This is a genomic window from Luteimonas arsenica, assembly GCF_004352825.1.
GTDB classification, from domain to species: domain Bacteria; phylum Pseudomonadota; class Gammaproteobacteria; order Xanthomonadales; family Xanthomonadaceae; genus Luteimonas; species Luteimonas arsenica.
On the sequence record NZ_SJRW01000001.1, the window covers coordinates 403,657 to 417,318 of the forward strand.

The following is a 13,662-nucleotide window of genomic DNA, read 5'->3' on the forward strand; positions in this document are numbered from 1 at the left end:
GGGGATGGATCCAGCCTCCCGTGAAGCCCTCCCCGCCGCCCTCGACGCCCACGCAGCACGTCAGCTGGAGCGGCTGCCGGAGTTGCTGGTCAAGCGCGGCGGTGCGAGCCTGCGCCGGGTGGCGATCGCCAGCGACTTCGCGCTGGAAGTCTTCGTCCGCCAGCCGCAGGTGCTGGAGGCGCTGCTGGACGATCCCGACGCGCCGGTGCCGCCGCCACAGCTGGATCCCGACAGCCCCGACGAGTGGCCGGCCCGGCTGCGCGCCTACCGCACCGCCGCCTCGGCGCGCCTGGTCTGGCGCGACCTCGAAGGCCTGGACGACGTGCCCGACACCCTCGCCGGCAGTACCCGCCTCGCCGAGGACTGCCTGCAGCGGGCGCTGGCCGCGCTGGAGGTGCAGTTCGCCACGCGCCACGGCGTGGTCCGCGACCGCACCGGCGCCGAGGTGCGGCTGGTGGTGTTCGCGCTGGGCAAGCTCGGCGGCGGCGAGCTCAACTTCAGCTCCGACGTCGACCTGGTCTATGCCTACGAGGAGACCGGCGAGAGCGACGGCCCGCGGCCGCTGGCCGCCGAGGAATACTTCGCACGCCTGGGCCGCGCGCTGGCGAAGCTGCTCGACGAGCCCACCGCCGACGGTTTCTGCCACCGCGTCGACCTGCGCCTGCGCCCCTTCGGCAACGCCGGGCGCATCGCGCTGGGCTTCGCGGCGATGGAGCAGTACTTCCAGCGCGAGGGCCGCGACTGGGAGCGCTACGCCTGGCAGAAGGCGCGGCCGGTCGCCGGTGACATCGATGCCGGCGAGCGCTTCCTCGCCGCGCTGCGGCCCTTCGTCTACCGCCGCTACCTGGACTATGGCGCGCTCGCCGGCCTGCGAGAGATGAAGGCGGCGATCGCCGCCGAGGTCGCGCGCAAGGAGCTGGCCGACGACATCAAACGCGGTCCCGGCGGCATCCGCGAGATCGAATTCCTGGTGCAGGCCCTGCAACTGGTGCGCGGTGGCCGCGAGCCGGCGCTGCGCGGCCGCCGCCTGCTGCCGATGCTCGAGGCGCTGCGCGATGCGCGCCAGGTCGAGCCGGGGGCCGCCGATGACCTGGCCGCCGCCTACCTGTTCCTGCGCCGCCTGGAGAACCGCCTGCAGATGCTGCGCGACGCGCAGACCCACGTGCTGCCGCAGGATCCGCTGGACCGGCTGCGCATCGCCACCGGCCTGGGCCATGCCGGCTGGGACGAGCTGGTCGCGGCACTTGCCCCGGTGCGCGACCGCGTCGCCGCCGAATTCGGCGCCCTGCTGGCCCAGCGCGACGAGGCGCGCAGCGAGGTCAGCGGCGACCTCGCCGGCTACTGGCGCGCCCTGCCCGAAGGCGGTGACGCCGGCGTGCTGGCGGCGGCCGGCTACGGCGATCCGGCCGAGGTCGACGCCGCGCTGCGCGACTTTGCGCGTTCGCCGAGCGTGCGCGAACTGTCCGACGCCGCGCGCGCGCGCCTGGACCGGGTGATGCCGGTGATGCTGCAGGCCAGCGCCCCGGCCGACCGCCCGCTGCAGGCGATGCGCCGGCTGTTGGCGCTGCTGCACAACATCCTGCGCCGCGCCAGCTACCTGGCGCTGCTCGACGAGCAGCCGGCAGCGCTGGCGCGCCTGACCGATCTGGTGACCCGCAGCGCCTTCCTCGCCGAGCGCGTGGCCGCGCACCCGCTGCTGCTGGACGAGCTGCTGGACCTGCGCGTGGAAGGGCCCTTGCCCGGCCGCCGGCAGATCGACGCCGCCTGCGCCGCCGCGCTGCAGCGCGACGACCTCGAGGGCGCGCTGTTCGCCTTGAACGAGACCCGCCAGGCGCTGAGCTTCCGGATCGCGCTGGCCACGCTCGACGGCCGCATCGCCGCGGTCGATGCCGCCCGCCAGCTGGCCTGGCTGGCCGACGGCGTGGTTGGCGCGGTGGTGGAGCTGGCGCGGCGCGAGATGGGCGCCGCCCACGGCAGCGTGCCCGATGCCCCCTTCGCGGTGATCGGCTACGGCAGCCTCGGTGGCGAGGAACTGGGCATCGGCTCCGACCTGGACCTGGTGTTCCTCTACGACGCGCAGGCCGACGCGCAGTCCGACGGCGCCCGCCCGCTGGAGGCACAGCGCTGGTTCGCGCGCCTGGGGCAGAAGATCGTGATGCTGCTCGGCACCAGCACCGGCGCCGGCCGCCTGTACGAAGTCGACGTGCGCCTGCGCCCGGACGGCGGCAGCGGCCTGTTGGTGAGTTCGCTGGCGGCCTACGGCGACTACCAGCGCGAACGCGCCTGGACCTGGGAGCACCAGGCCCTGGTGCGCGCGCGCTGCGTGGCCGGCGACGAGGGCCTGCACGCGGCCTTCGAGCAGGTGCGCGCCGAGGCCCTGGCGCGCGCGCGCGAACCCGCGGCGCTGGCCGCGGACGTGTCGGGGATGCGCGCGCGCATGCGCGTCGAACTCGACCGCGGCCGCGACGGTCTGTTCGACCTCAAGCAGGGCGAGGGCGGCCTGGTGGACCTGGAGTTCCTGCTGCAGGCGCTGGTGCTGGGCGGTGCCGCGGCGCATCCGCAGCTGCTCGGGCCGCGGGCGACGCCGGCGCTGGTCGAGGCCTGCCGCGACGCGGGCCTGCTCGATGCCGCCACCGCGGACGCACTGCTGGATGCGCATGCCGAACTGGTGGCCCTGGGCCTGGCGCAGACCCTGGATCGCCGCGCACGGATCGTGCCGCGCGGCGATGCGCTGGATGCGGCGCGCGCGGTGATCACCGGCGCGCTGCAGGCCGCCGGCCTCGCGCCGGCGGAGTAGCGCCGGCCCCGGCGCCCGGCAGGGTGTGGTCGGTCAGCCCGCGGCCGCGGCCTGGTCGATGTCGATGCCCGCCAGCCGCTGCAGCGCTTCGGCGTACTTGGCGCGCGTGCGTTCGATCACATCCGCTGGCAGCTTCGGGCCGGGCGCGGTCTTGCCCCAGTCCAGCGTCTCCAGGTAGTCGCGCACGAACTGCTTGTCGTAGCTCGGCGGGCTGGTGCCGACCTCGTAGGCGTCGGCCGGCCAGTAGCGCGAGGAGTCGGGGGTGAGCATCTCGTCCATCACGTACAGGCGGCCGTCGGCGTCGGTGCCGAACTCGAACTTGGTGTCGGCCAGGATGATGCCGCGCGCGGCCGCGTACTCCGCGGCGAAGCCGTACAGCCGCAGCGTCGCATCACGCACCTGCTCGGCCAGCTCGGCGCCGATGGTGCGCACCATGGTGTCGAAGTCGATGTTCTCGTCGTGGTCGCCGACGGCGGCCTTGGTCGAGGGCGTGAAGATCGGCTGCGGCAGCTTTTCCGCCTGGCGCAGGCCGTCGGGCAGGGCGATGCCGCTGACCCGGCCGGTGCGCTGGTAGTCCTTCCAGCCGCTGCCGATCAGGTAGCCGCGGGCGATGGCTTCCACCGGCACCGGCTTCAGCCGGCGGGTCACCACCGAGCGCAGGCGGTAGGGTTCGGGATCCACGCCTTCGGGCAGCACCGAGGCGACGTCGATGCCGGTGAGGTGGTTGCGCACCAGGTGCTCGGTCTGGCCGAACCAGAAGTTCGACACCTGGCACAGCATCTCGCCCTTGCCGGGGATCGGATCGGGCAGCACCACGTCGAAGGCGCTGAGGCGGTCGGTGGCGACCATCAGCATCAGCGGGCCGAGCGCCTCGGGGCCGGAGCCGGGGGGGAGCGCGTAGACATCGCGGACCTTGCCGCGGTGGATCAGTTCGAGCCCGGGAAGATGGGCTTCGAGCAGGGTCGTTGCCATGGGTCGTCTTGGAGCCGTCGGGGGGGCATTGTAGCGATGCGCGGCCTTCCGTGCGGGTGGCCAAGGTAGAATCGCGCGCATGAAGCGCTGGTACGGGAAAGTCCTGGGATTCATCGCCGGCTGGCTGCTGATGCGCCATCCGGCCGGGGGCCTGATCGGCCTGCTGATCGGCCATGCCTTCGACAGCGACTGGTTCCGGACCACCCGCAACGAGGCCTACGCGGTGCTGGGCCTGGAGCGCGACGCCAGCGACGCCGAGGTCGACCTGGCCTACCGCCGGCTGATGGCGCAGTACCACCCCGACCGCATGGCCGGCGCCGCGCCGGAGCTGCTGGAGCAGGCCCAGCAGCGCGCTGCCGAGATCAATCGCGCCTACGACCGCATCCGGAAGCAGCGCGGCCGCCGGTAGAATCCACGTTCCCCCGGTTCACCGCGCGAGCCCCGCCATGCAGCCCACCGTCATCGCCCCCTCCATCCTTTCGGCGGATTTCGCCCGCCTCGGCGAGGAGGTCGACCACGTGCTCGCCGCCGGCGCCGACTGGGTGCACTTCGACGTGATGGACAACCACTACGTGCCCAACCTCACCATCGGGCCGCTGGTGTGTTCGGCGCTGAGGAAGCACGGCGTGACCGCCCCGATCGACGTGCACCTGATGGTGTCGCCGGTGGACCGCATCGTCGGCGACTTCGCCGAGGCCGGCGCGACGCTGATCAGCTTCCATCCCGAAGCCAGCAGCCACGTGCATCGCACCATCCAGCTGATCCGCTCCGCCGGCTGCCAGCCGGGCCTGGTGCTGAACCCGGCGACGCCGGTCGAAGTGCTGGACTACGTGCTCGACGAGCTCGACCTGGTGCTGCTGATGTCGGTGAACCCGGGCTTCGGCGGCCAGGCTTTCATTCCCTCCGCGCTGGACAAGCTGCGCAAGGTGCGCGAGCGCATCGACGCCAGCGGCCGCGCGGTGCGGCTGGAGATCGACGGCGGGGTGAAGCCGGACAACATCGGCGCGATCGCGGCCGCGGGCGCGGACACCTTCGTCGCCGGCTCGGCGATCTTCGGCCAGCCGGACTATGCCGACGTGGTGTCGCGGATGCGCCGTGAGGTCGCCCGCGCCTGCGGCGGCGCTCCGTGAGCCCCGGCCGCGATCACGGCCGCAGCGACGGGTCGCCGGCATGACCACGCCCCGCTGGCTGCTGGTCATCAACGGCAAGGCCGCGGGCGACGACGCGCTGCGCGAGGCCGTGGTGGCGATGCGCGACCGCGGCGTGCACGTCGACGTGCGCGTGACCTGGGAACCCGGCGACGGCGCGCGCGAAGTGGACGAGGCGATGGCGGCGGGCGTCGACGCCGTGATCGCCGCCGGTGGCGACGGCACCCTGAGCGAGGTCGCGACCGCGCTGGCCGGCCGCGACGCCGGCCCCGGCGAGCTGCCCGCGCTCGGGCTGGTGCCGATGGGCACCGCCAATGATTTCGCCTCGGCCGCCGGTCTCCCTGATGCGCCGCTGGCCGCGCTCGAACTGGTGCTGTCGCAGCCGGCGCGCCCCATCGACCTGCTGCGGCTTCAGGGCGAGGACGGCACGCACTGGGCCGCCAACCTCGCCAGCGGCGGCTTCGGCACCCAGGTCACGCTGGAGACCGACGAAGGCCTGAAGAAGCTGCTCGGCGGGCTGGCCTACCTCGTCACCGGCCTCGCGCGGCTGGGACGCATCGACCCGATCGAGGCGCGGATCAGCGGACCGGGCTTCGGCTGGGGCGGCGGGTTCATCGCGCTGGGCATCGGCAACGGTCGCCAGGCCGGTGGCGGCCAGGCGCTGTGCCCGGATGCACGGATCGACGACGGGCTGCTCGACCTCACCATCGTTCCCGGCCTCGAGGGCGAGGTCGGCGCCACCCTCGGCACGATGCTGGCGGAAGGGCGTCACGCTGCGCTGGATCGCGTCGCCGTGCGCGCGCGCCTGCCGTGGATCGAGATCGAAGCCGACGCGCCGATGGTGCTCAACCTCGACGGCGAGCCGGTGGAAGGCCGCCGCTTTCGCGCCGAAGCGGTCGCCGGCCGGCTGCGCATGCACCTGCCGGATGGCTGCGCGCTGCTGTCCCCCGGCGACGCCGATCCATCGCCCACGGAGCCACGATGACCCCCGAACAGTTCCAGCGGCATGCCGACGCCGGCCACACCCGTATCCCGGTGGTGCGCGAAGTGCTGTCCGACCTCGACACGCCGCTGTCGGTCTACCTGAAGCTGGCCGACGGCCCGCACAGCTGCCTGTTCGAATCGGTCGAGGGCGGCGAGCGCTTCGGCCGCTACTCGATCATCGGCCTGCCGGCCACGCGCGTGCACGAGTTCCGCGGCCATCGCTACGCGCTGCGCGAGCATGGCGAAGTGGTGGCCGAGCGCGACGTCACCGATCCCTTCGCCGAGGTCGAGCGCCTGCGCGCCGAGCAGTCGGTGCCCGAGGTCGAAGGCCTGCCCGGCTTCAGCGGCGGCCTGGTCGGCTGGTTCGGCTTCGAGTGCATCGGCTACATCGAACCGCGGCTGGCCGCCGACGCCGGCCTGCGCGACGACCTGGGCACGCCCGACATCCTCCTGATGCAGTGCGACGAACTGGCGGTGTTCGACAACCTCAAGGGCCGGCTGTACCTGGTGGTGCACGCCGACCCGCGCGAGCCGCAGGCGCTGGCGCGTGCGCAGCGCCGGCTCGATGCCCTGGTGCATCGCCTGCGCCAGGCCGGCACGGGCTATCCGGAAACCCTGCATCCGGCCGCGCTGGACGAAGACGACTTCGTCTCCGGCTTCACCCGCGAGGGCTTCATCGACGCGGTGGCCAAGGTAAAGGAGTACATCGCTGGCGGCGACGTGTTCCAGGTGGTGCTGTCGCAGCGGCTGTCGGTGCCGTTCGCGGCGCGGCCGGTGGACGTGTACCGCGCGCTGCGGGCGCTCAATCCCTCGCCCTACATGTATTTCCTCGACGTCGGCGACACCCAGGTGGTCGGCAGCTCGCCGGAGATCCTGGTGCGCATGCAGGGCGACGAGGTCACCGTGCGCCCGATCGCCGGCACCCGCCCGCGCGGCGCCACCCACGCCGAGGACATGGCGCTGGAAGCCGAACTGCTGGCCGATCCCAAGGAGCGCGCCGAGCACCTGATGCTGATCGACCTTGGCCGCAACGACGTCGGCCACGTCTCGCGGGCGGGCACGGTGGAGATGGGCGAGCAGTTCGTGATCGAGCGCTACAGCCACGTCATGCACATCGTCAGCGAGGTCACCGGCCGGCTGCGCGAAGGCCTGTCCTACGCCGACGTGCTGCGCGCGACCTTCCCCGCGGGCACGGTCAGCGGCGCGCCCAAGATCCGCGCGCTCGAAGTCATCCGCGAGCTGGAGCCGATCAAGCGCAACGTCTACGCCGGCAGCATCGGCTACATCGGATGGAACGGCGACGCCGACATGGCGATCGCAATCCGCACCGCGGTGATCCAGGACGGCCGCCTGCACGTGCAGGCGGGCGCCGGCATCGTGTACGACTCCGACCCGGTGAAGGAGTGGGAAGAGACGATGAACAAGGGCCGCGCGTTGTTCCGCGCGGTGGCGCAGGCGGCGGAGGGGCTTTGACGTGCTGCTGATGATCGACAACTACGACAGCTTCACCTTCAACCTCGTCCAGTACCTGCAGGTGCTCGGCGCCGAGGTGGAGGTGGTGCGCAACGACGCGCTGAGCGTCGACGACATCGCGCGCCGCGCGCCCAGCCACATCGTGATCTCGCCGGGGCCGTGTACGCCCAACGAGGCCGGGGTCTCGCTCGAAGTGATCGAGCGCCTCGGCCCGACCACGCCGATCCTCGGCGTCTGCCTGGGCCACCAGGCCATCGGCCAGGCCTACGGCGGCAGGGTCGTACGCGCAGGGCGGATCATGCACGGCAAGACCTCGCCGATCCGGCACCGGGGGCAGGGCGTGTTCGCCGGCCTGCCCGACGGCTATGAAGCCACGCGCTACCATTCGCTGGTGGTGGAGCAGGCCAGCCTGCCCGATTGCCTGGAAGTCACCGCCTGGACCGAGAACGACGACGGCAGCCGCGAGGAAATCATGGGCCTGCGCCATCGCGAGCATCCGGTGCAGGGCGTGCAGTTCCACCCCGAATCGATCCTCAGCCAGCACGGCCACGCGCTGCTGAAGAACTTTCTTTCATAGAGACATCATGCCCATCACCCCCCAGGAAGCCCTGCAGCGCACCATCGAACACCGCGAGATCTTCGAGGACGAGATGTTCGACCTCATGCGCCAGGTGATGCGCGGCGAAGTCTCGCCGCAGATGACCGCGGCGATCATGATCGGCCTGCGGGTGAAGAAGGAAACGGTGGGCGAGATCACCGGCGCCGCGCGCGCGATGCGCGAGCTGGCGCGCAAGGTCGAGGTGGCCGACCGCACGCACCTGGTCGACATCGTCGGCACCGGCGGTGACGGCGCCAACACCTTCAACATCTCCACCGCGTCGAGCTTCGTGATCGCGGCGGCCGGTGCGCGCGTGGCCAAGCACGGCGGGCGCAGCGTGTCCTCGACCTCGGGCAGCGCCGACGCCTACGAGGCGCTGGGCGCGGCGATCGAACTGCCGCCCGAAGCCGTGGCCGAATCGATCGCGCGCACCGGCATCGGCTTCATGTACGCGCCGGCCTACCACCCGGCGATGAAGGTCGTCGCCCCGGTGCGCCGCGAGATGGGCGTGCGCACGCTGTTCAACATCCTCGGGCCGCTGACCAATCCGGCCGGTGCGCCGTCGATCCTGATGGGCGTCTTCCATCCGGATCTCGTCGGCATCCAGGTGCGCGTGCTGCAGGAGCTGGGCGCGGAACGCGCGCTGGTGGTCTGGGGCCGCGACGGCATGGACGAGATCTCGCTCGGCGCCGGCACCCTGGTCGGCGAGCTGCGCGACGGCCAGGTGCGCGAGTACGAAATCCATCCCGAGGACTTCGGCATTCCGATGGCCGCCAGTCGCAACCTCAAGGTCGAAGGCGCCGCGGAATCGAAGGCGATGGTGCTGGAGGCGATCGGCGATGCCGAGGGCCTGCCGGGCCGGATCGTGTCGCTCAACGCGGGCGCCGCGCTGTACGTCGCCGGCGTGGCCGATTCGATCGCCAGCGGCGTGGAACTGGCGCGGGCGACCATCGCCTCGGGCGCGGCGCGGGCGAAGGTGGACGAGTTCGTGGCGGCGACGCGCAGCCTGTCCGGTGGCGCGGCCGCTCCCGCCGCGGCGGACGGGGAGGGCGCGGCATGAGCGCGGTGCAGGCGCCGGACGTGCTGGCGCGGATCCTCGCCCGCAAGGTCGAGGAAGTCGCCGAGCGCAGCGCACGCCTGCCGCGCGCCGAACTGGCCGCGCGCCTGGCCGATGCGTCGCCGCCGCGCGGCTTCGCCGCCGCGATCGAAGCGAAGATCGCCGCCGGCCAGGCCGCGGTGATCGCCGAGGTCAAGAAGGCCAGCCCCTCGAAGGGCGTGATCCGCGCCGACTTCGACCCGGCTGCCATCGCGCGCAGCTACGAGGCCGGCGGCGCGGCCTGCCTGTCGGTGCTGACCGACGTCGACTTCTTCCAGGGCGCGGACGAGTACCTGCAGCAGGCGCGCGACGCCTGTTCGCTGCCGGTGCTGCGCAAGGACTTCATCGTCGATGCGTACCAGGTCGACGAGGCCCGTGTGCTCGGCGCCGACTGCGTGCTGCTGATCCTGGCCGGCCTCGATGACGCGCGCCTGCACGACCTGTCGGCGCAGGCGCTGGCGCTGGGCATGGACGTGCTGGCCGAGGTGCATGACGCCAACGAGTTCGAGCGCGCGCTGCGCCTGCCGGCCGTCGACGGCCGCGTGCCGCTGCTGGGCGTGAACAACCGCGACCTGCGGACTTTCGAAGTGTCGCTGGACACCACTCTGTCGCTGAAGGCGCGGGCGCCCGCGGGCCGCCGGCTGGTCACCGAGAGCGGCGTGATGAGCGCCGCCGACGTGGCCCTGCTGCGCGGCGCCGGCGTCGACGCCTTCCTGGTCGGCGAAGCCTTCATGCGCGCCGACGATCCGGGTGCGGCGCTGCGCGGGATGTTCGCAGCATGAGTGGCGATCCGGTCGCGGGCGCGCCCGAGGACGCCCTGCGCGGCCGCTACGCGGTGCCCCGCGACGACGCGCCATTGGTGATCTTCGACTTCGACCACACGCTGTACGACGGCGACTCCGGCAGCCACCTCTTCGCCTGGCTGATCAGGCGCAGCCCGTGGCGCGTGCTGCTGGCCCTGCTGCTGGCGCCGGTCTTCGGCCCGATGGTCGCCTTCCTGCCGACCCGGCGCGTGGGCATCTCCGGCTTCGTCTGGGCCGGCACCCTCGGCCTGCAGCGCGTGCGCGACCTCGATGCGCTGATCGACGCCTATGTCGCCGGCCACGTCGAGGACATCCGCGGCCGCCTGCTCCCCGTGGCGCTGGAGGCCTTCCACGGCCACCGCGAGCGCGGCGACCGCGTGGTGGTCGCCACCGGCGCGCCGCCGGAGCTGGCGCGCGCGATCCTGGCCTTCGTCGCCCACGAGGACGTGCCGGTGGTCGGCACCCTGGCCGGCCCGCGCCTGGGCGCGGTGGTCGCCGCCCGCCACTGCCACAACGAAGAGAAGATGCGCATGCTGCGCGAGCTCGGCTGGGGCGACATCGACGCCGCCTATTCCGACTCCTGGGCCGACCTGCCGCTGCTGCGTGCCGCGCGCCGGCCGGTGGTGGTCAATCCCAAGCCGGGCGCCATCGAGCGCTTCCGCGCCGCGCTGCCGCCGGGCACGCCGATCCTCAACTGGGGCTGCCCCGACCGCGGTGGCGAGCCGGTCGCGGTGGGTATCGGCGAGGACGGCTCGCTGCCGGCGGACCGCGCCTAGCCGGCCAGCGCCCGCCAGATCTGGAAGCTGGAGATCGCCAGCACCAGGCCGCCAACCGCGAACAGCACGACCCGCTCGCGCACGTGGCGCACCAGCAGCGCGGCCACCGGCGCGGCAATCACGCCGCCCACCAGCAGGCCGACGATGATCTCCCAGTGCTCGATCCCGATCGAGAACAGGAAGGTCAGCGAGATCGCCAGGGTGACCACGAACTCCGAGGCGCTGACGGTGCCAATGCTGGTCCGCGCCTCGCCGCCGTTGGCGAGCAGGGTCGAGGTTGCCATCGGGCCCCAGCCGCCGCCGCCGATGGCGTCGAGCAGGCCGGCGAAAAAGCCGAGCACGCCCACGCGCTTGACCTCGTTGCGCGGCAGCCGGCGCCCGGCCGCACGCAGCAGGATCAGCAGGGCCAGCACCAGCAGGTAGGCGTAGATCCAGGGCTTGATGGCGTCGCCGTCGAGCCGGCTGAGCGCGGTGGCGCCGAGGATACCGCCAATCACGCCAGGTACCGCCAGGCGCAGCATCAGCTTGCGGTTCACGTTGCCGAGGGCGCCGTGGGCGGCACCGGAGACGCCGGTGGTGAACACCTCCGCGGTATGCACGCTGGCGCTGACCGCCGCCGGTGGCATGCCCATGGCCAGCAGGATCGACGAGGACACCAGGCCGTAGGCCATGCCCAGTGCGCCGTCGACCAGCTGCGCGCACAGTCCGATCGCCACGAACATCAGGAAGTCGCCGGCCAGGAAATCCATGCGCTGCAGCCCCGGCGCGCTGGCGCCTTCGGATCAGGAAGCGGCAGGTTAACCGGACGCGGGGCGTCGCGGCTTGTCCGGGATCAGGCGTCGCCCAATCGCTTGATGAAGCGCAGGGTGCCGTCGCTGAAGCCGCAGGCCTTGTAGAAGGCGTGGGCCTCGGTGCGCTGCGAGCCGCTGGTCAGTTCGACGCGGGCGGCGCCGGCGGCGCGGGCGCGGCGCTCGGCCTCGCGCAGCAGCTGGCGGCCCAGGCCGCGGCCCTGGGCGTCGGGCGAGACCACCAGGGCGGTGATCCGGCAGGTGGTGGTGTCCAGCGGCAGGTAGTACATGAAGTCCAGCGCGACCAGCCCGGTGACCATGCCCCCGCAGCGCGCGACGACCAGGGCCTGGCGGTCATTGGCGGTGATCGAGGCGATGCGGCGCGCCGCGTCCGCGGTGTCGCAGGGATAGCCCAGCGCGCTGAGCAGGGCGGCAACGTCGTCGGCATCGATCGCCGACGCGCTGCGCAGGTCGGCGTCGGGCAGCATCCCCCGGGGTTCGAACGCCGCCATCGCGCCTCAGCGGGTGCCGTAGAGGACGATGGTCTTGCCGCGGGCGTGGAGCTTGCCGTCGGCCTGGAGCTTCTTCAGCACCCGCCCGGCCATCTCGCGCGAGCAGCCGACCAGCCGCGCCAGCTCCTGGCGAGAGACCCGCAGCTGGGTGCCGTCGGGATGGGTCATCGCCTCCGGCTCCTTCGTCAGGTCGTGCAGGGTGCGGGTGATGCGGTCGGTGACGTCGAGGAAGGCCAGGCGCCCGGCCTTGCGGCTGGTGTCGAGCAGGCGCCGGGACAGCTGGGCGCCGATCGAGTACATGATCTGGGTGGCGTCCCCGGACAGCGAACCATCGAACAGCTGGTACAGCCGCTCGTAGCTGATCTCGGCCAGCTCGGTCTGGGTGCGGGTGCGCAGCACCACCTCGCGGACGTCGGACTCGATGAAGAGCCCCATCTCGCCCACGAACTCGCCGGGGCCGAAGTAGCCCAGGATCAGTTCGCGGCCGTCGTCCTCCTCGGTGATGATCGTGACCGAGCCGCTGACCACGTAATACATGGTCCCGGCCTGGTCGCCGGGGCGGAAGACCTCCGTGCGCGGTGGGTAGCGGCGCCGGTGGCAGTGCGCCAGGAAGCGCTCGATGGTCGCCGGCGACGGCATGAGTGGATGCAGGGGGCGTCGATGCGTGCTGATGATGGCCACAGGGCTGATAGTCATGGAAAGGGTGAACGGGGGATTCAGCAAGAGTAGGCCGTCCGGCCCCTGCGGGCAAACCATTGATCCGTCGTAGGGGGCCTCAACCCTCCGCCGGCTCGCCCCGTCGGCCGCTTTGCCCCATAATCCCGCACTTTCCGCCCGAACCGGGATCGCACCGACGTGGTCAAGCCGCTGCCTCGCCTGAAGCTGCAGGGTTTCAACAACCTCACCAAGGCACTGAGCTTCAACATCTACGACGTGTGCTACGCCGTCTCCAAGGACGAGCGCCAGCGCTACATCGAATACATCGACGAGGAATACAACGCCGACCGGCTGACGCAGATCCTCACGGACGTCGCCGAGATCATCGGTGCCAACATCCTCAACATCGCGCGCCAGGACTACGATCCGCAGGGCGCCTCGGTGACGATCCTGATCTCCGAGGAGCCGGTGATCGACAAGGCCGACGCCAAGGGCGTGATCTCCGACGCCGTGGTCGCGCACCTGGACAAGAGCCACATCACCGTCCACACCTATCCCGAGACCCACCCGCAGGCGGGCATCGCGACCTTCCGCGCCGACATCGACGTCGCCACCTGCGGCGTGATCTCGCCGCTGAAGGCCCTGAACTACCTGATCGAGAGCTTCGAGTCGGACATCGTGATCGCCGACTACCGGGTGCGCGGCTTCACCCGCGACATCAAGGGCAAGAAGCACTACATCGACCACAAGATCAATTCGATCCAGGACTTCCTGGCCAAGAACGTCAAGTCGCGCTACGAGATGCTCGACGTCAACGTCTACCAGGAAAACATCTTCCACACGAAGATGCACCTGAAGGACTTCGACCTCGACCAGTACCTGTTCGAGGAGAAGGCGCGGAACCTGTCGTTCAAGGAGCGCATGAAGATCGAGGCGCTGCTCAAGCAGGAGATCGAGGAGCTCTTCCACGGCCGCAACCTGGTGGCTTGAGCCGAGGGCGCCGGGTTACGTGGCGTTCGGCCTGGCGGCGGCATGATGTAGCGACGGAACACATACGG

14 protein-coding genes are annotated in these 13,662 nt (G+C 71.7%); 10 read left to right on the forward strand and 4 right to left on the reverse strand.

Annotated features, from left to right (window positions below; genetic code table 11):
* Window positions 1–4: 4 nt before the first annotated feature.
* Entirely contained in the window at window positions 5–2,797 is a 2,793-nt protein-coding gene (gene glnE, locus E2170_RS01845) for a bifunctional [glutamate--ammonia ligase]-adenylyl-L-tyrosine phosphorylase/[glutamate--ammonia-ligase] adenylyltransferase (RefSeq protein WP_132998943.1), read from the forward strand.
* Window positions 2,798–2,830: 33 nt separating this feature from the next.
* Here glnE and E2170_RS01850 read toward each other — a convergent pair whose 3' ends face one another.
* Complete coding sequence (locus E2170_RS01850; RefSeq protein WP_132998944.1) at window positions 2,831–3,769, reverse strand: phosphoribosylaminoimidazolesuccinocarboxamide synthase; 939 nt, start codon at window positions 3,767–3,769, stop codon at window positions 2,831–2,833.
* Between the two features lie 79 nt (window positions 3,770–3,848).
* Between E2170_RS01850 and E2170_RS01855 the strand changes: the two genes are divergently transcribed.
* Genes E2170_RS01855 through E2170_RS01890 form a run of 8 tightly spaced genes read left to right on the forward strand, consistent with a single transcriptional unit; the run spans window position 3,849 to window position 10,647 of the window.
* Window positions 3,849–4,178, forward strand: a complete 330-nt coding sequence (locus E2170_RS01855) for a J domain-containing protein (RefSeq protein WP_132998945.1) — start codon at window positions 3,849–3,851, stop codon at window positions 4,176–4,178.
* 37 nt (window positions 4,179–4,215) lie between these two features.
* Window positions 4,216–4,899: a ribulose-phosphate 3-epimerase gene (gene rpe / locus E2170_RS01860; protein ID WP_132998946.1), complete on the forward strand. Its 684-nt coding sequence runs from the start codon at window positions 4,216–4,218 to the stop codon at window positions 4,897–4,899.
* Between the two features lie 40 nt (window positions 4,900–4,939).
* Window positions 4,940–5,902, forward strand: a complete 963-nt coding sequence (gene yegS, locus E2170_RS01865) for a lipid kinase YegS (RefSeq protein ID WP_132998947.1) — start codon at window positions 4,940–4,942, stop codon at window positions 5,900–5,902.
* The gene (trpE, locus tag E2170_RS01870; RefSeq protein ID WP_132998948.1) at window positions 5,899–7,374 is read left to right on the forward strand and encodes an anthranilate synthase component I; all 1,476 of its coding nucleotides are present in this window, start codon (window positions 5,899–5,901) and stop codon (window positions 7,372–7,374) included. Before yegS ends, trpE begins: the two co-directional genes overlap by 4 nt.
* 1 nt (window position 7,375) lies before the next feature.
* The gene (locus E2170_RS01875) at window positions 7,376–7,951 is read left to right on the forward strand and encodes an anthranilate synthase component II (protein WP_132998949.1); all 576 of its coding nucleotides are present in this window, start codon (window positions 7,376–7,378) and stop codon (window positions 7,949–7,951) included.
* A gap of 7 nt (window positions 7,952–7,958) precedes the next feature.
* A complete protein-coding gene (gene trpD / locus E2170_RS01880) occupies window positions 7,959–9,032 on the forward strand; it encodes an anthranilate phosphoribosyltransferase (RefSeq protein ID WP_132998950.1) in 1,074 nt (357 codons plus the stop codon).
* Window positions 9,029–9,850, forward strand: a complete 822-nt coding sequence (gene trpC / locus E2170_RS01885) for an indole-3-glycerol phosphate synthase TrpC (RefSeq protein WP_132998951.1) — start codon at window positions 9,029–9,031, stop codon at window positions 9,848–9,850. Before trpD ends, trpC begins: the two co-directional genes overlap by 4 nt.
* Window positions 9,847–10,647, forward strand: a complete 801-nt coding sequence (locus tag E2170_RS01890) for a haloacid dehalogenase-like hydrolase (RefSeq protein ID WP_132998952.1) — start codon at window positions 9,847–9,849, stop codon at window positions 10,645–10,647. Before trpC ends, E2170_RS01890 begins: the two co-directional genes overlap by 4 nt.
* Here E2170_RS01890 and E2170_RS01895 read toward each other — a convergent pair.
* The 3 genes from E2170_RS01895 to crp form a co-directional block, all read right to left on the reverse strand.
* Window positions 10,644–11,396, reverse strand: a complete 753-nt coding sequence (locus tag E2170_RS01895) for a sulfite exporter TauE/SafE family protein (protein ID WP_132998953.1) — start codon at window positions 11,394–11,396, stop codon at window positions 10,644–10,646. The genes E2170_RS01890 and E2170_RS01895 overlap by 4 nt on opposite strands.
* Window positions 11,397–11,479: 83 nt before the next feature.
* Window positions 11,480–11,923 (reverse strand): GNAT family N-acetyltransferase, encoded by a 444-nt coding sequence (locus E2170_RS01900; RefSeq protein ID WP_165942125.1) that lies wholly within the window; start codon window positions 11,921–11,923, stop codon window positions 11,480–11,482.
* 30 nt (window positions 11,924–11,953) lie between these two features.
* Entirely contained in the window at window positions 11,954–12,586 is a 633-nt protein-coding gene (gene crp / locus E2170_RS01905) for a cAMP-activated global transcriptional regulator CRP (protein WP_243708024.1), read from the reverse strand.
* A gap of 216 nt (window positions 12,587–12,802) precedes the next feature.
* Between crp and speD the strand changes: the two genes are divergently transcribed.
* Window positions 12,803–13,594, forward strand: coding sequence for an adenosylmethionine decarboxylase (speD, locus tag E2170_RS01910; RefSeq protein ID WP_132998956.1), 792 nt, complete (start codon window positions 12,803–12,805; stop codon window positions 13,592–13,594).
* The last annotated feature ends 68 nt before the right edge of the window (window positions 13,595–13,662 follow it).